Source organism: Ligilactobacillus agilis (assembly GCF_025311475.1).
Lineage (GTDB): Bacteria > Bacillota > Bacilli > Lactobacillales > Lactobacillaceae > Ligilactobacillus > Ligilactobacillus agilis.
Genome location: NZ_CP104397.1, coordinates 1,963,514 through 1,987,147, shown reverse-complemented (window position 1 = coordinate 1,987,147; position 23,634 = coordinate 1,963,514). Strand labels below are relative to the sequence as shown.

The window sequence follows — 23,634 nt, the reverse complement described above, 5'->3', positions numbered from 1 at the left end:
TTAATGTATAATTTACATGATATCGTTGAAATGAAGAAACCACATCCGTGTGGCCTTAATCGCTGGGAAATTATCAGATTAGGGGCCGACATTAAGATTAAGTGCACAGGTTGTGGCCGCCTCATCATGCTGCCCCGGCGGGAATTTGAAAAGAAAATGAAGAAAGTGCTAGAGACAGCAGAAAATAATTAAGAAAGAGTGACAGAAAAGATGGCATTAACTGCAGGAATTGTCGGCTTACCTAACGTGGGTAAGTCAACTTTATTTAACGCGATTACTAAGGCAGGGGCCGAAATGGCTAACTATCCCTTTGCGACAATTGAACCTAATGTGGGGATGGTGGAAGTTCCTGACGAACGGTTGGCACGCATCGATGAATTAATTCCAGCCGCTAAGATTATTCACACCACCTTTGAATTTACCGATATTGCGGGGATTGTTAAGGGTGCAAGTAAGGGTGAAGGACTAGGAAATAAGTTCTTAGAAAACATTCGGCAGGTTGATGCTATCGTGCACGTTGTACGGGCCTTTGATGATGATAACATTACCCACGTTGCTAATAAGGTGGCGCCCCTAGAAGATATCGACACCATCAACTTAGAATTGGTTTTAGCCGACCTTGATTCCATCAACAAGCGGTATGCGCGGGTGGAAAAGGTTGCGCGGACTAAAGATAAGGCCGCTGTGGCTGAGTTTGAAGTACTTAAGAAGATTAAGCCCGTCCTAGAAGCAGGTAAAGCCGTGCGGTCAATCGAATTCAATGATGAAGAAAAAAAGATTGTTAAGGGTCTCTTCTTATTGACTTCTAAGCCAGTTTTATACGTGGCAAACATCTCTGATGACTATATTGCTAATCCAGAGGAAAGCAAGTATTACCAAGAAGTAAAGCAATTTGCTGAAGCTGAAGGGGCACAGGCCTTAGCTATTTCTGCCCGGACGGAAGAAGAAATTGCCGAATTAGATGAAGATGAACGTCAATTCTTCTTGGAAGACTTAGGGGTTAAGGAATCAGGTTTAGATCGCTTAATCAAGGCCTCATACAAGCTCTTAGGGTTAGCTACCTTCTTTACTGCCGGTGGCAAAGAAACCCGGGCTTGGACCTTCAAGCAAGGGATGAAGGCTCCTCAAGTGGCAGGGATAATTCACTCAGACTTTGAACGAGGCTTTATCCGGGCAGAAACAGTTTCCTTTGAAGACTTAGATAAATACGGTAGTATGCAGGCGGTCCGTGAAGCCGGTCGGTTGCGGTCTGAAGGAAAAGAATACCAGGTTCAAGATGGCGATATTATTGAATTTAGATTTAACGTCTAAGTAAGGGAGGAAACCATTGTGGCAGAGCAAACAAATCGTGAAAAAAATCAAGCGGCCAGCCAACAACAAGCCCAAGTGCGGGAACAAGAAGTAACTGTCAGGGGCGGTAAGTTCGATGGCTTGACCAAGCGAAATGAAGACTACCTCTTTCATTTAGATAAGGCCTTGGATGAACGGGGAATGGATTACGAAAAGAAAAATGACATCCTAGAGACTATGTATCAAGAATTAAAGAAGGTTCAAAAACAAGGGTATACGGCTACCAAGTTATACGGTCCGGTTCAAGAAAAGGCTAAGGAATTAGTCGACGGTCCGGCTAAGAAAGAAGCAGCCCCAGCGCAAAATCAAAAGTTTTGGGTGGTGGCCTTGGATAACGGCTTAATTATGTTTATCCTCTTCTGTGCAATGTACTCACTCATGGGCTTCTTCGGGGGCAACGCTCAAACCCAAGCAAGTGGCGGGTGGATCACCCTATTAACCACTTCAGTAATTGCCGGGGTGGGGTTAGCCTACTTCTACACGGCTATGTTACCGGAAAACCTCAACAAGCATAAGCACAAGTGGGTGCATATGATTTTATCTACAATAGCCTTAATCGCAGTTTGGATGGTTGTCTTCTACTTAGTCGCCTTAATTCCAGCTTCAATTAACGTGGTCTTGAGCCCAATTATCTACGCTATCTTAGCGGTAGTTGGTTTTGGGGTTCGTTACTACTTAAAGGGCAAGCTTGGTTTCCAACGCGTCTTTCGGTAATAATTAACAAACTTAAGCGTCCGTTTTGCGGGTAATGATTTATCCGCAAAACGGATTTTTTTATGGGAGTGCGATTAAAAAAACAAAAAAGGGTTGTGTAAAATAATGAAAATAGTGTATAATATATTTTAGCTTAAAATGTATATACATGTTAGACAAGTTCAAAAGATAGTTAGAACTATGCGACTAAGATAAAGTTTCTTATAATTATACACTTGTATATATAAGTTGATGGAACTTATAGGTTGTTTTCAGAAATAGTTTAGTTATTTTTGGTTTTGCACTATACTTTATGCTAAAATGTATATATAGGAATATGAGAAAAATTACTTGGAAAAGCTGTAGGCAGCGAGGGATTGATAGGGCCCCAGAGTAATCTTGATTATTGGTTTTTAGTCTGTTTTTAAGGTGGCTTAGCTAGCCATAAGCCTTAAAAAACCGTCTTGTTTTGTTTAGGGTGCTTTTTTAAGCATAATCAATATATAGAGATGCTTTGCGATAAAAGTAGGAAGGGGCAGGGTTTGTTGTGCATGATTTTATGATTATCGTGTTCCTATTGCCTGTTGCAGTGATCAGTTTCGTGTATACGGAATTTGTAATCTTAACAGACATTGTGGGATTACGAACGCGACCGGTAACAAGGTTTAGCGTATCGTTTTTATTATCGTTAATCTTCCAGTATATTTTAGTGATGCTTGGCCAGAGCGCGATTGGAAGTGCGTGTTTTTACATCTTTTCGATGCCGATGACCAACTATTATATTAACCGGAAACTAAGTTTGGCGACGAGTGTGGCCACGCCGTTAGTGTACTTTTTGTACTACTATGCGAACGGGCTAGCAGATTTTGCGGTAACCAACTTCAGTTTAATGGTGATTATAACTTGTCTAATCACCGTGGGTCAATTTGTGATTGACAGTTTGTTAGAGTGGGCAGAATCAATGAATTTCTCCGCTATACCATTATTGCGGTGATTGTAAACGTGATGGGGATTTGGCTTTACGGCTACTTCATGATTCAAACGATTACAAACAACTACATTTTATTTGTGACTATGGGTTCCTTACTGATGCAGTTTTTGGTGACAACCTACTCGTCGGTTAAGGAAAAACAAGCTCGGGACTTTGAACGGGCCCGTTACAACGAAGAACATGACGCTTTAACTGGTTTATACAACTACGAAGCTTATGGGAAAGAAATTAAACGCTTAAGTGGTTCAAGCCAAGACTACAACGTAATCATGTTTGACATCGATCACTTTAAGCAGATTAATGATACCTACGGTCACTTGGAAGGTAACGGAGTGTTGCAATACTTTGGTACTTGTCTAGAGGACTATACCCACACCAAGGTTGATGATAGCGCCTTGGTTTACCGCTTTGGTGGTGAGGAGTTCTGTGTGATTATGCCTAAGATGAAGCAGGAACGAGTTAAAGAGTATTTTTTAAACTTCCAAGCAGAATTAAAAAAGGCCCGCTATCAAACAGAAGATGGACGGTCCGTAGAGCTAACCTTTTCTGGTGGGATTGCCTCGACAGGTAAGTTAGCTGGAATTTCCAGTGCCATGAAAAAAGCTGATAACGCCCTTTACCAAGCTAAGAACTTAGGCCGGGCCCGGATTGAAGTTAGTTATGAAAATTAAAGGCTGTGACTTGAAGTTAGTTGACTTCAGGCCGCAGCCTATTTTTGGCTAAAAAATTAGCCCCTACGTCAAAGCAGGGGCTAACGCTATATTAAGCTTGCTTTTTCTTATCTTCTAACTTACGAAGAAGTGGCATGATAAAGCCCATTCCGAAGAGTAAGAAGACAAAGAAGAAGTTCATCATCAATTCATGGTCAAATTGTTTTGAACCTACGGCTGAGTCTTGAGGGATGAAGCCCATTGTGGCGCAGACAAAGGTAAAGAGGAAGCACCAGAAACCAACTGCCAAGGCAAAACTTCTATTCTTAATGAAGATGTAATCTGACTTAAAGGAGTTTTGTTGCCAACGGATAGCAAGGAAGGCAACGAAGACCCAACAAGTCTTATATGGAGAAACAATCCCATTAAGGTTTAATAACCAGTTGTAAATGGAATTGATATTTGGCAAGGTGCCACTTAAAAGCAAGAGGACCAAACTAATTCCGGCTGTCAAAGTGTAGGAGTGAATTGGACGGCCGTGCTTGTTTTTCTTAAGCAACCAGCTTGGCATGTACTTTTCGTGAACATCTCCGGCAAAGACCCGGCTAGCGGCATCGATTAAGATGGCCAACTGAGCTAGCATGAAGAAGGCTTGAACAACGGCGAAGACATACATTAAGACGTTACCCCAGCCTAGTTCTTGGCCTAATAACTTGAAGGCATAGTAAGGACCGTTCATCTTAAAGTCGTGAGGAATGTGGTTAGCGTCAAAGAAGACCGCTAAAGCTAGTGTCCCGAAGATGGTCATGCACCCGGTCATAATAGCTAAAGCCCACATTGCCTTAGGAAATTCCACCTTAGGATTCTTCAAGCGAATGATGTATGGCGCTGCCAACTCTGCTCCAGACATGGCGAAAATCAATAAACCGGTGGTAGAGAAGTAGTGCAAGCTAAAGTTAGGCTTGAAAGCTGAAAGGTTGAACGGTTGGGTAGCGATGTGTGCACCGTGAGTCAAGGCGTAACCCGTCATTAAAACAAAGAGCATGGACATAATAAACATTGCCCCCCCACCGATAAGAGACAGAATCTCAAGTGAGTTTCTAAAGGCATTTTCTAACAGAATAAAGGCTAAAATAATGACGAAGGTTAACAGGCCGAAAGTTGTAGTTGACATGTGCTTGCCCAAGGAAGCATCCCCTAAGATAATCCAACTGATGGAGACGATGACCGAGTTAGAAACGTCCACTAAGTAGGGGATGGTTTGCACCCAGTACATCCATGAGGTAACGTAACCCAAGAGGTCACTTTTAGTTCCCCGGCGAATCCACGAGGCCAGTCCCCCTTCTTGGTTGGAGAAGGTTAATCCTAACTGACTAGTAATCAGTTCGTAGGGAATAACGTAGGCGAAGAACATAAAGATCCAAGAAACAACAACAGATAACCCTTGATTTTGGAACGGGTAGAAGATGTTTTCAAAACTGATAATCGTTACAAAATCTAAGAGGGCAATGATGAGCCAAGGTGTATATTTTCTTTGTGGCTCTAATGAGTTTGCGTTTAAATTATTCACTTTAATAAATCCCTTTCATAGTTAACTTTTTAAGCTAGTAGTTAACCATGTGACCAGGATGCTTATTCGAATACAAGGCCGACCCTCCTAAAGAAAAACTTAAAATTGTTAACAACTTTTTAAGTTTAGACGATTTGCCTGAAAATTGCTAGTGAAAAACTAGGATTTTTTTCAGAAAGAAGTGTGCTAGAATAAAGAAAAAATGTAAAAAGGTAGATGGCAATGGAAAAATACTTAGAAATAGCAGTTAGCGCCGACTTTAGCCAGCTAGATTTGGCTCCTTACAAAAGAGTAGCGCTTGAAGCGGTGACGGCACCGGCGGGCCTAGCCGCTATCGTAGTAGAGGCCAGTGATTTGGTGGCCCGGGCGCAAGCAAAACTTCTTAAACAACAAGCACACTTGGATATCCCGGTAATCTATGGAGACAAGCAGACTTCGGCAGTAACTTTAGCTAAGGAAGTTTTAAGGCAAGCCCAGGCTTATGAAAATGAAATGGTACCAGCTTTCTTAACCGACTTAATTAACTTTGCGGACGAAAAGCCAACCAGTTTTACCACGCCAGGCCACCACAACGGGCAATTCTATGACCGCCACCCGGCCGGCATGGTCTTTAAACGTTTCTTTGGGTACAAGATGTTAACCGCCGATGTTAGCGACACCGTTCCTGAACTGGGGGATACCTTAACTCACGGGGGGACTCCGCTAACTGCGGAACAAAAGGCCGCCCAAGTTTTTCACGCTGACAAGGTTTATTTTTGTACTAACGGTACTACAAGTGCTAACACTATCTGTGCCAGTGCTTTATTAGCAGAAGACGACTTGGTTTTATTTGATCGCAATAACCACAAGTCCCTCTATAATAGTGCCTTAGTCATGACGGGTGCGACCCCGGTTTACTTACGCGCGGACCGCAACCCCTTAGGCTTGATTGGCCCCTTGGTGGCGGCTGATTTGGATGAGGCCAAGATTCGCGCTCAAATTGCCAAGGTGGCGCCCAAAAAAGCTAAGGACCCCCGGCCATTTCGCTTGGCGGTTTTGCAGTTGGAAACCTATGACGGGGTCTTTTATAATGCCCGCTGGTTGTTAGAAAAGTTGGGGTCGCTGTGTGATTACGTCCTCTTTGACTGTGCCTGGGGTGGCTATGAACAATTTGTCGACTTGATGGCGGACCTCTCTCCCCTAAATTATGAATATGGCCCGGACGCACCGGGAATTTTGGTCACCCAGTCAATTCATAAGCAACAGGCCGGCCTAGCCCAGACCTCCCAAATTTTAAAGAAGGACCACCACCTTAGGGGACAAAAGCGGTATGTGGACCATAAACATTTCAATAATGCTTACCTTAAATATGTAACCACTAGTTACTCTTACCCAATTTATGCTTCCCTGACGGTGAATGCCTACCTTGCTGACGGCCAAGCAAATAAGGCCTGGTGGGAAGAAACCTTGCGCTTAGGCATTGAATTTAGAAAGCAGCTACTTAAACGCTCTAAGCTCTTTAAGCCACTGGTGCCTGAGCAGGTAGCAGGGCAAAAGTGGAGTGAGATTCCCACCGAAGTATTGGCAAGCGACCGCAAGTACTGGCAGTTAGATCCTAAGGAAAGTTGGCACGGGTTTAATAAGGCTGCGTTAGGTGAAGCAATTTTGAGTCCCTTGAAGTTAACAATCCAAACGCCGGGGGTTAACCTGGCTACGGGTGAATACGAGGCTAGTGGTATTCCCGGACCGGTTGTTGGGGCCTACCTAACTGAGCGGCGGATAATTGCGGGCAAATCTGACTTATACTCTAACCTCTTCTTGTTAACCCCAGGGGAGAGCCGCTTGAATATGCAGACCCTGTTAGAAGCTTACCTTCAATTTGAAAAATTCTACCTGGAGGATGCGCCTTTGGAAAAAGTGCTGCCCCGTTTGGTTGAACAAACTAATGGTAGGTACCAAGGCTATGGGTTGCGCCAGCTTTGCCAAGAGATGCACGAATATTACGCGAAGTTAAAGATTAACCGCCTGCAACAAGCCCTCTTTTTAAAGCCTGATTTAACAGGATTTGTCGCTAAGCCCCAAAAAGCAGATGCCCTGTTCATGAAAAATGAGGGGCGCCTCTTTTCCTTAGATGATTTGAAGGGAAAGGTCGCCTTGGAAGGGGCCCTTCCTTATCCACCAGGGGTCTTTATTGTCGCACCGGGCGAACGCTGGCAGCAGTTAGACATTGATTATTTCAAAGCTTTGGTGGGAGCGATGGAGCAATTTGCCGGTTTTGATCCAGAGATTCAAGGTGTTTACATTACCAAGCAGGCTGATAATCACCTAGCAGTTGAAGGCTTTGCTTTAGATGATGATTAGAAAAATTTAATAATTAGCACTGGTCTTAAAAAAGAGGCTGTTTAGTTAGGAAAAATCTAGCTAGACAGCCTTTTTTATAAAATGACGCTTTTAAAATAAAGTTGTTTGCAACTTGTATTTACCAGCTCAAAGTTTAAAATTAGGGGCAGAGTAATAGCTCTACTATTTTATTTGTTTCTAATGTTGTTAGTTGGATAATTTTTTCTGAAAGCAAGATTTTCGCTAGCAAATCGCTTTCAATTTGCTATAATAAAGTTAGTACTTAAAGATTACTCAATTTAGGCTGAATCCTAGTCTGAATTGGGGTGAACGAGTTTTTTGAAATTATCGAATTAGGTTCTGAGCGCGAAATTGAAGAATATTAACAGTTGCTGTGACTAACATGGTCGTAGCCTGATTCGCTCGCTGGAAGATAAGAACTACTTCTAGACGCAATTTGGCTTTGAGTTTAATGAACGTTATTTCTCGGAAAGATGCTTTTTCAGAAATTATTAGGTATGAGGCAAATCCCTTACCAAGGGCTTAAGGCTGAAAAGAGAAAAGAAGTATAGTATCATAAATTTAGTGATAAACTGTTTTGTAAGTGTACAGTTTAAGTGTTGATGGGAAGTGTTAATATGACAAAGAATAATCAAACTAACGAGTTAACGGGATTATTAACGATTTCACGCTTTCGCGAAGTGGCGCACCAAACCTTAGAGAACACTGATTTACGGGCGCAAGGGGTTTCTTTTATCTACTTAGATATTGAAAATTTCAAAAATTACAATGAAATCATGGGTTTTAGTGCTGGCGATGAAGTTTTACAGTTCATGGCTAAAACGATTGACGACGAGTTTAATAACCGCCATGTGGCTTATTTTGGCTCCGATCACTTTGTAATTTTAGCGCGTAATAGCGAAGCGTTGGTTAAAACAAAAACAATTGTTGCAACTTTAAATGCCAAGTTTGGCCAGATGAGTGTCAACGTCAAAGCCGGCATTTACACCTTGCAACCAGATGATGATATTGATATTAGTGTTTGCTGTGACCGAGCTAAGATTGCCTGTGACAGCATTAAGCATAAGTATGATGCTAGTTACTGCTTTTACACTAACGAGATGGGACGGGATTTATGGTTGCGCCGGTTTATTACCGACCAATTCCCGACCGCTTTAGCTAGTGGGCACATCAAGGTGAACTTCCAACCAATCGTTCGGGCCTTAACTGATGATGTTTGTGGCCTAGAAGCGTTAGTGCGTTGGAATGACCCTGACTATGGCTTTATTTCACCGGGCCAATTTGTTCCGGTCTTAGAACAAGCCCACTTGGTTCATAAGCTAGATATTTTTGTGATTGAAGAAGTTTGCCGGGCTTACAAGTACTCCTTGGCAGATTCTAACCTGGCAACGGTGCCGGTTTCGGTTAACTTATCCCGGCTTGATTTTAGCTTATGTGATATTTATGAAGAAGTTGAACGCTTAATTAAAAAGTATGACGTTCCTAAGGATATGTTGCATATCGAAGTTACTGAAACAGGTTTAAATGAAGAGGGCAACTTCTTACGGGACGGAATTATTAAGTTTCAAGAAAATGGCTACCAAGTCTGGATAGATGACTTTGGGAGTGGGTATTCTTCCTTTAACGTCTTAAAGGATTATGATTTTGACGTCTTGAAACTAGATGTGAAATTCTTGGCTGATTTTGAAAAGAATGAAAATGCCCATATTATCATTGCCTCAATCGTGTCGATGGCTAAAAAACTTGGGATTCGGACTGTCACTGAAGGAGTCGAAACCAAAGAACAGTGGGAATTTTTGAAGAGTATCGGCTGTGACATGGGTCAAGGTTACTTCTTTAACCGGCCGGCTCCTTTAGAACAAATCTGGGAGAGTATGACCGCTAAGCGGCGGGGCAACGAAGAACTCACTAACAGGAGTTATTACGATGCGATTGACAGAATTGACCTAAAGGGGAGCAATCCATTCTCTTACGAACGTAGAAAGCAGTTAGACCAAGGCTTGCCGTTAGCTATCGCCGAGCTGCGTAATGGTAGCTACCGCTTCTTAAAGGCAACCCCTGGGTTTGTTAAACTAATTCGGACTTTAGGCGTTAAATCTATTAAGGAATGTGAAGAGCTCTTTAACGACACTAACTCAAACATTAATAAGCAGATTAATCGCTTGCTGGAAAATTCCACCCAGACGGGGGAAGTTTCTGAAATCGACTTTGTGATGAATGGTAACTACGCTAATATCAGCGTGCGTTACATCGACCAAGATGCTAATTCGACTGCCTTCTTATTGGAAGTCGCTAACCTCTCCCAAAATAGGAACCTGGCTCGCAGTAAGAAACGCGAAGAGGCCATGCGCTTTATCTACTCACTCTTTGATCGGGTTGAGTTAATTAACCTAAGCGAAGGAACGGTTGAAAACCTCTACCGCAATAACATGCACACTTCCTCAATTTTACGGGGCGGTGCGGTTAAAGAGGTAGTTGACAACTACGCCCAAGAAAACATTCACCCTGACGATATTGCCAAGTTCAGAAAATTTTATGATGAAAATACCATGGAAGAACGGATTAAGGCAGAGGGGGGCAAGAAGTATATCACCGAGTATTTGCGGACTAAGGATGAAAATGGTCACTACTGTTGGAAACTTTACTGTATAGTGCCATTCCCGCTTAACAATAACCGGATGCTTTTGTCCTGTGTCTTTGATGTTGATGCTAAGAAGAGTTTGAAGTTAATTGGGCAAATGGCTATTAAAAAAGACGTCCTAAGCGATAGTGACGGTAAGATTTCCCACGCAATCTTATGGGCTAACTTACTAGCTATGTCTCAATTTGGAGTTTACTGGAAGGATACCGACCGGCGCTTTATCGGGGCTAACCAAACCTACCTCAGTTATAACTCACTAAAGTCTGAGCAGGAATTAATTGGTAAGCGGGAAGAAGAACTAGGTTGGGAATTAAACCCTGACTTTAGAATTGATGAAGACGAAAAGGTGTTAACCGAAGGTGAACAAGTCGTTAACCGCGAAGGCACCATGATTGTTGATGGGAGTCTGCGAAATATTGCTACCTCTAAGAGTCCAATCTATGATACCGAGGGCAAGATTATCGGCTTGATGGGTTACATTATCGACATTACCATGGAGAGTCGGGATAGCAAGGGCTTATTAAACCTAGCCTTCACCGATCTTTTAACCGGAATCTTAAACCGGCGGGGCTTAATGGATGCCCTCTTAGAGTATGAGCAAATGTACCTTAAGCGTAAGGCCGACTTTGTGATTGCTTACGTAGACGTTGATAACTTTACTGACTTCAACGATAAGAACGGGCGCAGCTATGGTGACCGCCTGCTATCAGAGGTTGCCTACGTACTTAGAAATCGCCTAGGTAAGTCCTGTGTTATTGGCCGAATTGGCAGCGATGAGTTTGTACTCTTAAAGCGGGTTAAGGATTTAGGCGATGCTAGTCAGTTACAAGCACTAATCCGGGCAACGGTGGCAGATATTCATCAAATTGGTAACAAACCTTGCCAGGTATCTGCTTCAGTTGGGACCGCCCTCTTCTCAGAAGTGGACAATACCCAACAATTGCTCAGAAAAGCCGACCGTAAGATGCAGATGGATAAGCATGGACACAGTCGGTTAACCAAGATGTTTGAAGTTTAAGTTGGTGTGAGAAAGGGGGAAGGCGAGATGCGGTGTCAAAAAAATGAACAACCTGGGGAATTAAAGACCGGGCTTGATCCCGTTATCTCTGACGAGATTCTCCTAGATAACTTGATTGAAATGGCCGATTTATGTATTTTTTGGAAGAATAAACAGCGACGTTATTTGGGCTGTAATCAAGCTTTTCTCCACTATTTTGGTTTAACTGAGGTTGAGGAGATTTGTGGGAAGGCCGACCAAGAATTTGACTGGCGCTTAGGCTCAGGCGAAGAAATCGCGGTTGAAAATGCCTTACTGACAGATGGAATTGCGGTTCATAACTATAAAAAGTCAATCTACGCTAAGGGACAGTGGCGCAAGATTGTGGTTAACGAAAAACCAATCTACGTTGAAGACAAAATCGTAGGTTTGTTGGGTTACTTCAAGGACATTACCCAAGAAGGACGCGAGCAACATTACCTAGAGACTTTAGCTTACACGGACTCGTTGACGGGGCTGTATAATCGTCGGGCCTTTGTGAGGACGATTGCTCGTTACGAGGATGAGTACGAGCGCAACCGGATTGACTTTTCCTTGCTATTTATCGACATTAACGGCTTTAAAAAGTATAACGATACGTACGGCCACAGCTTTGGTGACGAAGTCTTACGACGCGTGGCTGCCTGCATCAGACGGGTGACTGGGAATACCGGGGTCGCTTGTCGCATCGGGGGCGATGAGTTTGTCATTATCCACCAAGACCGGAACCAAAACTATATCAAGGACGCTGAAAATAAGTTACACCAGGCAGTTGCCGAGATTGAATTTATTCAAAAGCGCTCCTGCAAGTTGGAGTTGGCAATGGGCCGGGCAGTCTATTCCGAGGTTAACGACCGGGAAGAACTGTTAAGGTTTGCCGACCAGCGGATGTATCTTAACAAACAAAAACGTAGGTAGGCTTACAGCTTGTTATAGGATTCTTAGGGACTTAGTGTTTCTAGGAATCCTTTTTTGTTAGGGCAATGGCCTGGCACGAAACAACTGCCCCTTACTTAAATTACGTTTAAAAAGCTAGCCGAATTCTAATAGAATATAGTAAAATGGTAATTAACTTAGGGAATGTCTGGAGGAAATTTTTATGGCTAATAAACGCCAATTTGACAAGATTAAACGAATTGTGGTTAAGGTGGGGACCAGTAGCTTGACCCACCCCAATGGCAAGATGAATTTACAAGCAATTGACCAATTGAGCTATACCTTGAGTGGGTTAGTGAATGAAGGTAAACAGGTAGTCTTGGTTTCATCAGGTGCGATTGGAGTAGGGATGGGACAGCTAAACCTCCAAGAACGACCCACAGACATTCCCGCTCAGCAGGCGCTAGCAGCTTTAGGCCAAAGCATGTTGATGACGATTTACCAACAACGGTTTGCTACCTATGGGCAAAAAATTAGCCAGGTCCTGCTAACGCACGATGTACTGGATTATCCACAAAGCAAGGAAAATGTTAATAATGCCATCAACAAGATGCTAGCTTGGGGCATTATTCCTATTGTTAACGAAAACGATACGGTTGCGACTGACGAATTAGATCATAAGACCAAGTTTGGTGATAATGACCAATTATCCGCCATTGTCGCAACCATTATTAACGCGGACCTCTTGATTATGCTTTCGGATATCGATGGTTTCTTTGATAAGAATCCTAAAAAATACGCTGACGCTAAGCTCATCCCCGAAATTACCGAGATTAATGAGCAGACCTACCAACACGCTGGTGGTAAGGGTAGCAAGTTTGGTACCGGGGGGATGACGACTAAGCTAAAGGCGGCTCAACGCATGATGAAGGCTGACAAGTTAACCATTCTGGCCAACGGGGCCAACCCGTCAATTGTTTTTCGAATTTTAAATGGCGATGCAATCGGAACCTTATTTAGAAAGGGGTAAAAACATGACTGTTGATTTAGTTAAAATGGGGCAAGCTGCTAAGAAGGCTGCCTATGAATTAGGCCAACTAAGCACCAACGAAAAGAACCAGGCTTTACTTAAGATGGCAGAGGCTTTGCAGGATAAGGCAGCAGAGATTATGGAAGCCAATGCCTTAGATTTAGACCAGGCTAAAAAGGCTGACTTAAAAGCTAGTTTTGTCGACCGGCTGGTCCTTGACGAAGGTCGGATTGAAGGGATGGCAGCTGGATTGCGGCAAATTGCTGGTTTAGAAGACCCAATCGGGCAGGTTGATAGGGCCTGGGTCAATTACGCTGGCTTAGAAATTAGTCAACGGCGGGTACCTTTAGGGGTAATTGGTATTATTTATGAAGCCCGGCCTAACGTAACCGTAGATGCAACTGGCCTCTGCTTTAAAGCCGGTAACGCCGTCATGTTACGGGGGGGCAAAGAGGCCTTGCGGACTAACATTAAGTTGGTTGAAATTTTGCGCAGTGTCCTAACTAAGCTGGGGATTAACCCGGATGCAGTTCAAATTTTGACTGAGACCTCGCACGAATTGGCCAACGAATTCATGGCCTTAACCGGTTACTTGGATGTTTTAATCCCCCGTGGCTCTGCCCGCCTAATTAAGGCGGTGGTTGCCAATGCTAAGGTGCCAGTAATCGAAACCGGGGCCGGCAACTGCCACATTTACGTTGACGCTGCCGCCGATTTAGAGATGGCTGCTGCGATTGTTTATAATGCCAAGGTTCAGCGGCCATCAGTTTGCAACGCAACCGAAAAGCTATTGGTTCACCAGAACGTAGCCGCCGAATTTTTACCTTTGCTTGCGGCTAAGTTAGCCCAAGCTTCGGTCGAACTTCGGGGCGATGAGCAAGCTTGTCAAATTTTAGGGTCAAGTTGTAAGGCTGCTACAGCCGCAGACTGGGATACAGAGTACAACGACTACATTTTGGCAATTAAGGTCGTTTCTTCCTTAGATCAAGCAATCGACCATATTAATGCCCATAACACCAAGCACTCCGAGGCGATTATCACCAACGATTACAATAACAGCCAGGCCTTTTTGGATAGGATTGATGCCGCAGCTGTTTACGTTAACGCCTCAACCCGCTTTACCGATGGGGGCGAATTTGGCTTTGGGGCCGAAATTGGAATCTCTACCCAAAAGCTCCATGCGCGGGGGCCAATGGGCTTGCGGGAGCTCACTAGCACGAAGTATGTAATTCGTGGTACCGGCCAGGTTAGGAAATAAATAACAAAGCGTCTGATTATTTTGAAGCTCGTCAAAATAATCAGACGCTTTATTTTGCTTACGGGTGAAGGTCTTATTTTTCCTTCTTGCTGTTCAAAATCAAGGTAATCGGCACCATGATAATGGCCGTGAATAACAAATCCCAAAAAGAAGGGTGAACAACTAATAAGAAAACGAGGATGCAGATAGCAGCTGTTGCAGTTAGCTTATTTTTTAAAGTGTTAATAACTGTTTGTAAAAATTCCATTTGAGACTTCCTTTCTTTGGTCAGAGTTAAACTCCTAAAGGATATTAAGAGCTTTCTTAATGGCCTTGGTTTGCCGTCTAGAAAATGGTTCCACTGAATTGTTGATAAAGGTTACTTGGCGTAACTTAAAGTCGGCGCTCTTGATGTTATCAAGGTTAGCCAAGCATGATTGCGAGAGTTTACAGAACTGAGGGTAAGCCTTAGCGAGTTCCTTAATTGTTCCAGGAAACTGCATGATACCGGTAGTGGTAATCAGCTCTAAGACGTGGGGCCTGCTAGTAGTTTCGATGCAAATAATATTATTGAAATTTTCAATGTGTTCTCTGCTGCCAACCCGGTAACGAAACTTTAATCCGCTAGTTGCTTGCTCATTTTCGTATCTTTGTAAAGCAGTGTACATACAGTTAGTAACTCGTTGCTGGAACTGCTCGTCATTTGTTGACTTAGTGATATAGTCGAGGGGACCGATTTGGCGCTCAAAGGTTAGAATCGCCATTTCTTCGTGGGTCGTAACAAAGACAATCATGGCCTCTTGATCGACTTCTTTTATCTTGAGCGCTAAGTCAAGTCCAGTGTGCTTTTTGGTACCCCCTTCTAATTCGACGTCTAAAAAGTAAATTCCTGCTTTAGGTTGGTTGGTAATAACCCAGTCAAGTGCTTGCTTGTAACCGTAAGCAGTTAATGCTAGTTCGAAACCATTATTGTCTTCCTTGGTAATAATCGCTCCATGGCTAGCAGCCATTGTTAGTTTATTTGCTTGTGTAACGTTGTCATCACAAACTAAAATTGGGTGTAACATGCTACTCCTCCTTATTAACGGATAGTGTAAAGGTAAACCAATTATCCTTAATTGCGTGGGCTAGAAAGACGTTGTTGTAATTACTAATGATAGCTTGGGCGCTAGCTAGCCCCAAACCATCATGTCCCTCCTTGGTAGTTACCCCCGCTTGTTGAAGCTTGGTGGTATCAAAGGTGCCAGCAACCTTATTTCTGATTTCAAATTCAAAGCCAGCGTCAGTATTAAGTAATAAAACTTTAATTTCCGGCGCAGTGAAGTTTTCGCTCGCTTCAATTGCGTTATCAAAGGCAATCCCAAGTAGGCGAATCAAGTCGAACTTATTGATTCCTTGTATTTCGCGCAAAGGTTGGCGACATTCAAAGCTAACCGGTAGCGAGTTAGTAAAACAATTATCTAGCTTAGAGATGACAATGCTTTTGATTTCGGGATCACTAACGTTATCCAAGTCATTAAAGCGCCAGGCCTTACTTTTCTCTAAGTGCGAAGCCGAATAAGCCAGCAATTCCTTAAAATTATCGTTATCCTTTAGCTCAGCCTCCATACTGATTAAAATATTTTGATAATCGTGCTTAAACTGGCGGAGACTGCGCTGACTTTCCTCCAGTTGCTTGGTGTAAAAGAGCAAAGTCTCGGTGGTCTTTTTATCAACACTGGCTTTTCTGATTCTATGACTAACCATGGAGATGAAAAAAGCAAACAATAGTTGAATTAAGTAAACGATAGGAATAATAAATACAGCCGATTTATACGATACAAAATGAATATAGTCAAAACTGATAATTACCCCGTAAGTATATGTCACCAAAAAGAGGTTAACTAAACCATCAGGTGGATAGAAAAATTTTTTGATGTCATGTTTCATAAGAAATTTATAAAAAATTATGTATGCAGTTGTCACCACTAGGATAGCAGGAAGAATTACTTGGATTTCATAATCAAAAAGATGCTTTTTTTCTACAAAAGTAGTAAAAATTGTTAAGACTGCCGTTGGAATATAGCTCAGCAACGAAATCACCATAACCACACCCATAGTCTGGTAGTCTCTTTTCTTTTGCTTAAATACTAGATAGAGCAAGACTAACTCGGTTATTAAAAAGATAACGGGATTATAGTAACTAGACAGTAGGTTATTAATTACATCAAGCATTCCCCAAAATATAAGTAACATACTTTTTTTATTAAGTAATTTTGAAAGTGTATAGAATTCGAAAAATACATTACAACAACATAAGAATATAAAGCTTAGTAAAGTAGTCCAGGCTAAGAACATAAAATAGATTATCGCCTACCTTTCAAAGGAAATTTTATTAAAATATTTCGACTAGTTTAGCAATTAATCATGCCTTATTAACGGATAGTGTAAAGGTAAACCAATTATCCTTAATTGCGTGGGCTAGAAAGACGTTGTTGTAGTTGCTAATGATAGCTTGGGCGCTGGCTAGCCCCAGGCCAGCGTGGCCCTCCTTAGTAGTTACCCCCGCTTGTTGAAGCTTGGTGGTATCAAAGGTGCCAGCAACTTTATTTCTGATTTCAAATTCAAAGCCAACGTCAGTATTAAGTAATAAGACTTTAATTTCCGGCGCAGTGAAGTTTTCACTTGCTTCAATTGCGTTATCAAAGGCAATTGAAGCAAGTCGAACTTATTAATTCCTTGTATTTCGCGCAAAGGTTGGCGACACTCAAAGCTAACTGGTAGCGAGTTAGTAAAACAATTATCTAGCTTAGAGATGACAATGCTTTTGATTTCGGGATCACTAACGTTATCCAGGTCATTAAAGCGCCAGGCCTTACTTTTCTCTAAGTGCGAAGCCGAATAAGCCAGCAATCCCTTAAAATTATCGTTATCTTTTAGCTCGGCTTCCATACTAATTAGTATATTTTGGTAATCGTGCTTAAACTGGCGGAGGCTGCGCTGACTTTCCTCCAGTTGCTTGGTGTAAAAGAGCAAAGTCTCGGTAGTCTTTTTATCAACACTGGCTTTTCTGATTTGCCGACTAATTTCCAAAATCAAACCTGCAAATACAAGTTGAATGATAAATAGGATTGGGACAATGATGCTTACCCATTGTGAAACTAGGTACGTTATATTATCTAGTGTAATTATTACTATGTAGGTATAACAAATTAGTACAAAAATGACAAAACCATCTGGACCGCTAAGCCGGCGATAGAGGTTAACTTTTTTTAATAGTTTGTAGCCAATGAAGTAGAGAATTATTTCTAATGGCAAAAAGAGTAAAACGTAACTTTTATACTGAGTAACTAATTTTAAATCAAAGAAGTCAAAAATAAAAGAACCTACATAGCTAACAGTCATTGTACTAAGAATGCTACCTAAAACTGCATAGTCAAACTTAATGTTTTTAGATTTTAATAAGTAATATAGCGAGAAAAGTTCAATTGTTATAGCAATTAATTGACTGTTAGTAATGCTAAGAATTACTAAATTAACAAGAAAAATGAGTAATACTTTAGTTCTTTTAGACCATAAATTAATATTGGTTAACTTTCCTGAAACGTAAAAATCAAAAAACAAATTGATTAATACTCCTACAGCAATAAAAATATCTAACATGTTTTAATCACGTTGACTGGGAGTTCCCACTCTTTTCCTCCAGTGACTTTTTAAAATAAATTACGATAATAATATACCACAAAAGTGAGTTAAGCTTAGTCTTCACAAACAATTCGGGTGCTTTAGGGACAAATCCGGTTAAATATGACGGCTGAACCAGTAAATTATGAAGCTGCGGTTATTTTCCGTTTTACAGAATAGATGATGGAAATAGTAGGATTTAATTAAAATTTTGGGAGAAGTGACCGTTTAGGAAGAAAAAGTAACCACTTACGAAAAAAGTATGCGGGCTTAAAATTTGGGTGTATAATAACTTCGAAAAGAAAAAGGTAGCCTAGATAGACGACCATGATATTAAGTTTAATTTAATGTATATACATGTGTGACAGACTACCCCAAAATCTAGAGTGAGGTTAGCATTAATTATTACTGTACTTGCTAAGTCACTAAAAACGAGGCGAAGATTTATGGAAAAAACAAAACTTATTAATCAAGCTCAAGCTGATATTAAGGAATTATTGGGCTTGCTCAATCATTTCGAAAATCAATCAACTGAACTGCTAGATATTCTTGATGTTTTGGCACAGGTTTATCGGAAGTTGCCAGAAGCTAAGAATCCTGAAGCAGTGCTTAACCGCTTAGTGAACTATATTCGTAGCGTCGCTTTGGCTGGGCGCATTCACTTTCCTAAGAAGGAAGAAGCACTTATCATTGATCTTGGTGTTCTAGGGCAAAGAGCCGGTTTAAACGGAGTTTACATGGCAGACTTCTCCGATAAATCCCAATTTTACAGCATTTTTGAAGAAATTCCACGTCATTAATTTGTAAAAGCGCTAGGGGGTAGCTCTGGCGTTTTTTTCGTACTGTAGAAGAAAGAAGGATGTAATATTGCGGTCTGTGTGGTTAAGTAATCCCCTGATGAAAATTGGGTTAGGATTTTTAATTATTAATTTTTTGCCGAGATTGTTTCCAATGTTTAATAACATCCCTTACTACGGAATAATAGGTAAGGCATGTTTAGTCTTAGGACTTGGTTGCATACTGTTCGTGATGTTTAAAGATAAGCTTTTTAGTTAGTATAATCGTTTATTTGTTTAAAATTTACCGGCTAGTCAAGGTTGTGAAAAAATAAGGGGACATTTGTATAATTAGCTAGTTACCAGTAATTCAAACCGTTGTACAATGGTTTGAATTTTTTTGTATAGTCGGGCTAAATTATTTCGATATACGTGAAAAGCATGTATCATGATTAGGGGTGATTAAAGTGATAGAATTACCAACAGTTAGTGAAATCCTAAAAGAAGAGTTTATGGAACCTATGGGAATAAGTGCGTATAAATTAGCCAAGGAAATAAAAGTCCCTACTTCAAGAGTACAAGATATTTTACACGGTAGGCGTCAGATAACCCCAGATACTTCTATTCGTTTGGGAAGGTATTTTGGAGTCTCTGATAGATATTTCCTAAATATTCAAGTTGAGATTTCGCTACGTAGAGAAGAAGAAAAAAACAAAATATTTTCAATAGTATCGTGCCGTTAAGTCAAGCACAGTTATCTTTGTAAAGGTTGCACGTACAAAAAAGCCGTTGCGTTCGCAACGGCTTTTTTGATGCTTTTAAATTAAATAAATTGGAGGATAGCCATTAAGACTGGCACAACGATGATGAAGAGAACAGTACTCATTACAACTACGTTAGTGGCGTATTCAACGTCGCCGTGGGCTTCATCTGCGAGGATGGGGAGCACAGCTAACATTGGGGTAGCTGATTGGACGACTAATGTTTGGCGCATTAGGGCGGGGAGATCAAAACCAGTGTGCAACCCAAACTTGATGAGCAAGATGAGGATGACTGGTGATAAGACGAAGCGGCCTAATAAGGCCAGGATTGAATCGCGCTCAAACTTGAAGTTGTTCAAGCCAGCATCGCGAAGGACAATCCCAATGTAGATTAGAGAAAGTGGCGTTACCAAAGCCCCAACGTAATTAAGGGTGTTACCTAAGAAGGTTGGAACTGGAATTCCTAGTAGCATCCAGATAATAGCGACGATAAAGCCGACTAAAGGCATTGGTAAGACTTTTTTCCAGTTAATCTTTTGCTTGTTAGTTTGCTTACTTTTATCAACGGTAGGATCGTCGTTTGAAATCAAGAAAATCCCGAAGGCCCAGGTGGAAACCGTGTTGATAATGTAGTAAATCAAGAAGTAGGACATAGCCTTTTCGCCAAAAAGGGCGTTATTTAACGGCATCCCGATAAAAATCGTGTTGGCGTTAACGATGGCATTCATGAAGATGCCCCGGCGACCAGGCTTGATTTTTAAGACCTTAACGACTAACCAGGCGATTAGGTAACCAATAATGACACCTAGGGCTGGGAATAAAATCCCTTGGGATAGGGAAACTAACTTATCCCGGGTTAGAAATTTCATTACCGCCGTAAAGATTGAAGCAGGTAAGGCGATTTTAGTAATTAAGTTGGAAATGTTACCGGCGAAGCTATCGGCAAACCAGCCATTAGCCCGTAAGATGTAACCAAGGGCCATGATTAACACGATAACTAAGACGCTAGAAACGGAAGTTAAAAAGACTGCCACGGCAAGTCCCCCTTTATTTTATTAGTATTTTGGTTCCCACTTAAGTGCGGCAACCGCTTGGGTGGCATCAGTAATATTTTCTTTGCTTAAGCCTTGGTCAATAGCTGATTGAGCTACGACTTCAGCCACTTTTTGGGAGAAGTCAGTTAATTTAGCAACTGGTGGGAGCACGGCTGCCCCTGGCTTAGTTGGGTCAACGATTCCGCCTAAAGCGTGGCTAGCAGCGGAAAGCATTTCTTCGTTAATGATTTTAGCGCGAGCAGCAATTGCCCCAAAACCAACCCCAGGGTAAACTAAGGCGTTGTTAGCTTGACCGATGGTGTAAGTTACCCCGTTATAAACAACGTCATCAGAAGGCACTCCGGTTGCGACTAGGGCCCGACCGTCTGTCCACTTAATAAGGTCTTCAGCACTAGCTTCTAGTAGCTTAGTTGGGTTAGAGAGTGCGAAAATAACTGGCCGGCTTGTGTGGGCAGCCATTTCCTTAACGATGCTTTCAGTGAAGGCTCCAGGCTGAGTGGATGTTCCAATCATTACCGTTGGGTGCACTGCCTTAACAATGGCTTCTAAATTAGTTAATTCGTCCGCGTTAGCAAATTCAGAGCGTGAGCGGGTGAATTGCTTTTGGCCGTCAGTTAAGTCTTCAGTGTCTTCAAAGAGCAAGCCTTGCTTATCGACTAAGTAGAAGTGTTGTTTAGCTTCTTGTGGGCTTAAACCTTGGCGAACTAATTCGTCAAAGAGCATCTTGGCAATTCCGCACCCGGCAGTTCCTGCCCCGAAGGTTAAGAAGGTTTGGTCGGTAATCTTTTCTTTAGAGATGTTCATAGCCCCTAAGACCCCGGCTAAAGCGATAATCCCTGTTCCTTGGATGTCGTCGTTGAAAGTCAAAATCTTGTCTTGGTACTTCTTTAAGATAACGTCGGCGTTAGAACGGCCAAAGTCTTCAAAGTGTAAGAGACTTTCTGGGAACAGCTTAGTAGCAGCTGCGACAAACTTATCGATTAATTGGTGGTACTTTTCACCGTAGACACGTTTGTGCTTATTGCCAAGGTAGAGGTCGTTGTTGAGTAGGGCTTCGTTGTTAGTTCCGGCGTCGATGGAAACGGGTAAAACTTGTGCAGGGTTGATACCCGCAGCGGCGGTGTAAACCATCAGCTTTCCGATGGAAATATCTACCCCGTTAACACCCCAGTCACCGATACCTAGGATTCCTTCAGCGTCTGTGATAACCAAGAGCTTGATGTCCCGGCCATCAGCGGCGTTTTTAAGGCTCGCCTCGATGTTATCCATATCGTCAATCGAGATGAAGGCTGCGTCTTGAGGTTTTAAGAAGAGTTCGTTGTAGTTTTCGATAGATTCGGCTACGACTGGATCATAGACTACCGGCATGAATTCAACCAAGTGTTGGTCCATTAAGTGGTAGAATAAAGTCCGGTTAGTGTTGAAGAGGTTCATTAAGAAAATCCGCTTTTCAAGCCGGGATGGTTTGCTTTGGTATTGACCGTAGGCTTGGGTAGCTTGTTCTTCGATGGTTTGAACCTTGCTTGGTAAAGTCCCGGTTAAGCCTAGTGCTTGTCTTTCTTCTTTAGTAAATGCTGTCCCTTTATTTAAGAAGGGGTTATTTAAAATATCAGTAGCTTTTGTCATGAATATGTCCTCCTAAGCTTCTAATCAATCTAACTCTCATTACCCTGTCAGTATAAAAGCTAGAAATTGATATAGTCAAAAGTTGAACTTGATATAACTATTAATTATGCTTGTTTTTTCTAGAGCTGATATAATAAGCTTTGCTAGTATGGAATTTAAGCTAATTGGATTATTAAAGTCTAAAAAGAAAAGAAAAAATCTGGTGAACTTAAAAGCGCTTGTAACTTTTTTTGAAAGAGTTAAACGATTTTCAGGGCCAAAGGCATAGTATTTTAGAAAAGAATTTATTATAATAAAAGAAGTTACAAGTCAAACAATGCATGGAGGATGAAGAAAAAATGCAAGGAAATGCTGGAATCAAGCTTTTTGCACTCAATTCCAACCCAGAATTAGCGCAAAAAATTGCTGCAGAAATGGGCGTAAAACTTTGTGATGCTTCGGTAAAACACTTTAGTGATGGTGAAATCCAAATCAACATTAATGAAAGTGTGCGGGGGGATGATGTTTTCATCATTCAATCAATTTCTGATCCGGTTAACGAAAACTTTATGGAATTAATGGTCATGATGGATGCCTTACGGCGGTCATCAGCTGGTTCAGTTAACGCAGTTATCCCTTACTATGGTTATGCTCGTTCTGACCGCAAGGCCCGTTCTCGTGAACCAATCACCGCCAAGTTAATCGCTAACTTTATTCAATTAGCTGGTGCTGACCGGGTAGTGGCTTTGGACTTACACGCAGGTCAGTTACAAGGCTTTTTCAACATTCCAGTTGACCACTTACAAGCCATTTTCACCCAAGCGCAATACTTCATCGACAACAAGATTGATGAAGATGTAGTGGTTGTTGCTCCCGACCATAACGGGGTTAAGATGGCCCGCAACTTGGCCCAATTCTTAAAGGCCCCAATTGCGATTGTAGACAAGCGGGACGCTAACCGGCTAGAACGTCCGGAAGAAGCAACCGTTATTGGCGACGTTAAGGGACACAAGTGCATTGTGTTTGACGATATGATCGATACTGGTGGGAAGATGGCCGACGCTGCCGAAGCCTTAAAGGCAGCTGGTGCAACCGACATCTATGCTTGCGCAACCCACCCCATCTTCTCTGGTAATGCAGTTGAAGAATTAAAAGACTCACCATACAAAGAAGTGGTGGTTACGGATACGATTACGATTCCAGAAGAAAAGCAATTCGCTAACTTGAAGGTGCTTTCGATTGCACCTGTCTTCGCGAAGGCAATTTCCTTAATTTACAACAACCAATCAGTCGACAGCCTCTTTCGCCGCGACTTTTAGAAAGTAGAAAATAAGCTCCTGTTTCCAGGAGCTTATTTTTT

General features: G+C 41.9%; 20 protein-coding genes. 12 read left to right on the top strand and 8 right to left on the bottom strand.

Annotated features, from left to right (window positions below; translation table 11 throughout):
* Nucleotides 1-3: 3 nt before the first annotated feature.
* The 4 genes from N4597_RS09915 (at nucleotide 4) to N4597_RS09900 (ending at nucleotide 3,705) form a co-directional block, all read left to right on the top strand.
* Nucleotides 4-192, top strand: a complete 189-nt coding sequence (locus N4597_RS09915; protein ID WP_050611616.1) for a DUF951 domain-containing protein — start codon at nucleotides 4-6, stop codon at nucleotides 190-192.
* 18 nt (nucleotides 193-210) lie between these two features.
* On the top strand, nucleotides 211-1,311 hold the full coding sequence (gene ychF / locus N4597_RS09910; RefSeq protein WP_089144425.1) for a redox-regulated ATPase YchF: 1,101 nt from the start codon (nucleotides 211-213) through the stop codon (nucleotides 1,309-1,311).
* An 18-nt stretch (nucleotides 1,312-1,329) separates the two neighbouring features.
* Nucleotides 1,330-2,064: a DUF1129 domain-containing protein gene (locus tag N4597_RS09905; RefSeq protein ID WP_204783840.1), complete on the top strand. Its 735-nt coding sequence runs from the start codon at nucleotides 1,330-1,332 to the stop codon at nucleotides 2,062-2,064.
* A 927-nt stretch (nucleotides 2,065-2,991) separates the two neighbouring features.
* The gene (locus N4597_RS09900) at nucleotides 2,992-3,705 is read left to right on the top strand and encodes a GGDEF domain-containing protein (protein WP_260903734.1); all 714 of its coding nucleotides are present in this window, start codon (nucleotides 2,992-2,994) and stop codon (nucleotides 3,703-3,705) included.
* Nucleotides 3,706-3,796: 91 nt separating this feature from the next.
* On the opposite strand, the gene N4597_RS09895 is transcribed toward N4597_RS09900, so the two are convergent.
* Entirely contained in the window at nucleotides 3,797-5,254 is a 1,458-nt protein-coding gene (locus N4597_RS09895; RefSeq protein WP_094130720.1) for an APC family permease, read from the bottom strand.
* Nucleotides 5,255-5,476: 222 nt separating this feature from the next.
* On the opposite strand from N4597_RS09895, the gene N4597_RS09890 reads away from it, so the two are divergent.
* The 5 genes from N4597_RS09890 to N4597_RS09870 all read left to right on the top strand — a co-directional run bounded on the left by N4597_RS09890 (nucleotide 5,477) and on the right by N4597_RS09870 (nucleotide 14,435).
* The gene (locus N4597_RS09890) at nucleotides 5,477-7,594 is read left to right on the top strand and encodes a putative ornithine decarboxylase (RefSeq protein ID WP_260903731.1); all 2,118 of its coding nucleotides are present in this window, start codon (nucleotides 5,477-5,479) and stop codon (nucleotides 7,592-7,594) included.
* A gap of 617 nt (nucleotides 7,595-8,211) precedes the next feature.
* Nucleotides 8,212-11,253: an EAL domain-containing protein gene (locus N4597_RS09885; RefSeq protein WP_260903730.1), complete on the top strand. Its 3,042-nt coding sequence runs from the start codon at nucleotides 8,212-8,214 to the stop codon at nucleotides 11,251-11,253.
* A 27-nt stretch (nucleotides 11,254-11,280) separates the two neighbouring features.
* Nucleotides 11,281-12,189, top strand: coding sequence for a sensor domain-containing diguanylate cyclase (locus tag N4597_RS09880; RefSeq protein WP_260903728.1), 909 nt, complete (start codon nucleotides 11,281-11,283; stop codon nucleotides 12,187-12,189).
* Between the two features lie 181 nt (nucleotides 12,190-12,370).
* Nucleotides 12,371-13,177, top strand: coding sequence for a glutamate 5-kinase (gene proB, locus N4597_RS09875; RefSeq protein WP_260903726.1), 807 nt, complete (start codon nucleotides 12,371-12,373; stop codon nucleotides 13,175-13,177).
* 4 nt (nucleotides 13,178-13,181) lie between these two features.
* Nucleotides 13,182-14,435 (top strand): glutamate-5-semialdehyde dehydrogenase, encoded by a 1,254-nt coding sequence (locus tag N4597_RS09870; protein ID WP_260903723.1) that lies wholly within the window; start codon nucleotides 13,182-13,184, stop codon nucleotides 14,433-14,435.
* 73 nt (nucleotides 14,436-14,508) lie between these two features.
* Here the strand turns inward: N4597_RS09870 and N4597_RS09865 are convergent, their stop codons facing one another.
* The 5 genes from N4597_RS09865 to N4597_RS09845 form a co-directional block, all read right to left on the bottom strand.
* Complete coding sequence (locus N4597_RS09865) at nucleotides 14,509-14,682, bottom strand: hypothetical protein (protein WP_156655745.1); 174 nt, start codon at nucleotides 14,680-14,682, stop codon at nucleotides 14,509-14,511.
* A gap of 34 nt (nucleotides 14,683-14,716) precedes the next feature.
* On the bottom strand, nucleotides 14,717-15,481 hold the full coding sequence (locus tag N4597_RS09860) for a LytR/AlgR family response regulator transcription factor (RefSeq protein ID WP_056976743.1): 765 nt from the start codon (nucleotides 15,479-15,481) through the stop codon (nucleotides 14,717-14,719).
* Nucleotide 15,482: 1 nt separating this feature from the next.
* Nucleotides 15,483-16,628, bottom strand: a complete 1,146-nt coding sequence (locus N4597_RS09855; RefSeq protein ID WP_260903718.1) for a sensor histidine kinase — start codon at nucleotides 16,626-16,628, stop codon at nucleotides 15,483-15,485.
* Between the two features lie 190 nt (nucleotides 16,629-16,818).
* Nucleotides 16,819-17,055, bottom strand: coding sequence for a GHKL domain-containing protein (locus N4597_RS09850; protein WP_260905303.1), 237 nt, complete (start codon nucleotides 17,053-17,055; stop codon nucleotides 16,819-16,821).
* Nucleotides 16,953-17,798, bottom strand: coding sequence for a hypothetical protein (locus tag N4597_RS09845; RefSeq protein ID WP_260903715.1), 846 nt, complete (start codon nucleotides 17,796-17,798; stop codon nucleotides 16,953-16,955). Before N4597_RS09845 ends, N4597_RS09850 begins: the two co-directional genes overlap by 103 nt.
* Nucleotides 17,799-18,523: 725 nt before the next feature.
* On the opposite strand from N4597_RS09845, the gene N4597_RS09840 reads away from it, so the two are divergent.
* On the top strand, nucleotides 18,524-18,877 hold the full coding sequence (locus tag N4597_RS09840; protein ID WP_003692147.1) for a bacteriocin immunity protein: 354 nt from the start codon (nucleotides 18,524-18,526) through the stop codon (nucleotides 18,875-18,877).
* A gap of 437 nt (nucleotides 18,878-19,314) precedes the next feature.
* On the top strand, nucleotides 19,315-19,596 hold the full coding sequence (locus N4597_RS09835) for a HigA family addiction module antitoxin (protein ID WP_172585717.1): 282 nt from the start codon (nucleotides 19,315-19,317) through the stop codon (nucleotides 19,594-19,596).
* A gap of 80 nt (nucleotides 19,597-19,676) precedes the next feature.
* On the opposite strand, the gene N4597_RS09830 is transcribed toward N4597_RS09835, so the two are convergent.
* Nucleotides 19,677-20,648, bottom strand: coding sequence for an AEC family transporter (locus tag N4597_RS09830; protein WP_056976739.1), 972 nt, complete (start codon nucleotides 20,646-20,648; stop codon nucleotides 19,677-19,679).
* Between the two features lie 21 nt (nucleotides 20,649-20,669).
* The gene (locus N4597_RS09825) at nucleotides 20,670-22,295 is read right to left on the bottom strand and encodes a malolactic enzyme (protein WP_260903707.1); all 1,626 of its coding nucleotides are present in this window, start codon (nucleotides 22,293-22,295) and stop codon (nucleotides 20,670-20,672) included.
* Between the two features lie 338 nt (nucleotides 22,296-22,633).
* On the opposite strand from N4597_RS09825, the gene N4597_RS09820 reads away from it, so the two are divergent.
* Nucleotides 22,634-23,593 carry a ribose-phosphate diphosphokinase gene (locus N4597_RS09820; RefSeq protein ID WP_050611601.1) on the top strand — a complete coding sequence of 320 codons (960 nt, stop codon included), beginning with the start codon at nucleotides 22,634-22,636 and terminating at the stop codon, nucleotides 23,591-23,593.
* Nucleotides 23,594-23,634: the final 41 nt, after the last annotated feature.

Bases quoted from the DNA above. Each gene is read 5' to 3' on its own strand.
- N4597_RS09865 (WP_156655745.1), bottom strand. From the start codon at position 14,682: ATGGAATTTTTACAAACAGTTATTAACACTTTAAAAAATAAGCTAACT.
- proB (WP_260903726.1), top strand. From the start codon at position 12,371: ATGGCTAATAAACGCCAATTTGACAAGATTAAACGAATTGTGGTTAAG.
- N4597_RS09845 (WP_260903715.1), bottom strand. From the start codon at position 17,798: ATGACTGTTAGCTATGTAGGTTCTTTTATTTTTGACTTCTTTGATTTA.
- N4597_RS09820 (WP_050611601.1), top strand. From the start codon at position 22,634: ATGCAAGGAAATGCTGGAATCAAGCTTTTTGCACTCAATTCCAACCCA.
- N4597_RS09855 (WP_260903718.1), bottom strand. From the start codon at position 16,628: ATGCTTGATGTAATTAATAACCTACTGTCTAGTTACTATAATCCCGTT.
- N4597_RS09825 (WP_260903707.1), bottom strand. From the start codon at position 22,295: ATGACAAAAGCTACTGATATTTTAAATAACCCCTTCTTAAATAAAGGG.
- N4597_RS09880 (WP_260903728.1), top strand. From the start codon at position 11,281: ATGCGGTGTCAAAAAAATGAACAACCTGGGGAATTAAAGACCGGGCTT.
- N4597_RS09885 (WP_260903730.1), top strand. From the start codon at position 8,212: ATGACAAAGAATAATCAAACTAACGAGTTAACGGGATTATTAACGATT.
- N4597_RS09870 (WP_260903723.1), top strand. From the start codon at position 13,182: ATGACTGTTGATTTAGTTAAAATGGGGCAAGCTGCTAAGAAGGCTGCC.
- N4597_RS09840 (WP_003692147.1), top strand. From the start codon at position 18,524: ATGGAAAAAACAAAACTTATTAATCAAGCTCAAGCTGATATTAAGGAA.
- N4597_RS09915 (WP_050611616.1), top strand. From the start codon at position 4: ATGTATAATTTACATGATATCGTTGAAATGAAGAAACCACATCCGTGT.
- N4597_RS09860 (WP_056976743.1), bottom strand. From the start codon at position 15,481: ATGTTACACCCAATTTTAGTTTGTGATGACAACGTTACACAAGCAAAT.
- ychF (WP_089144425.1), top strand. From the start codon at position 211: ATGGCATTAACTGCAGGAATTGTCGGCTTACCTAACGTGGGTAAGTCA.
- N4597_RS09890 (WP_260903731.1), top strand. From the start codon at position 5,477: ATGGAAAAATACTTAGAAATAGCAGTTAGCGCCGACTTTAGCCAGCTA.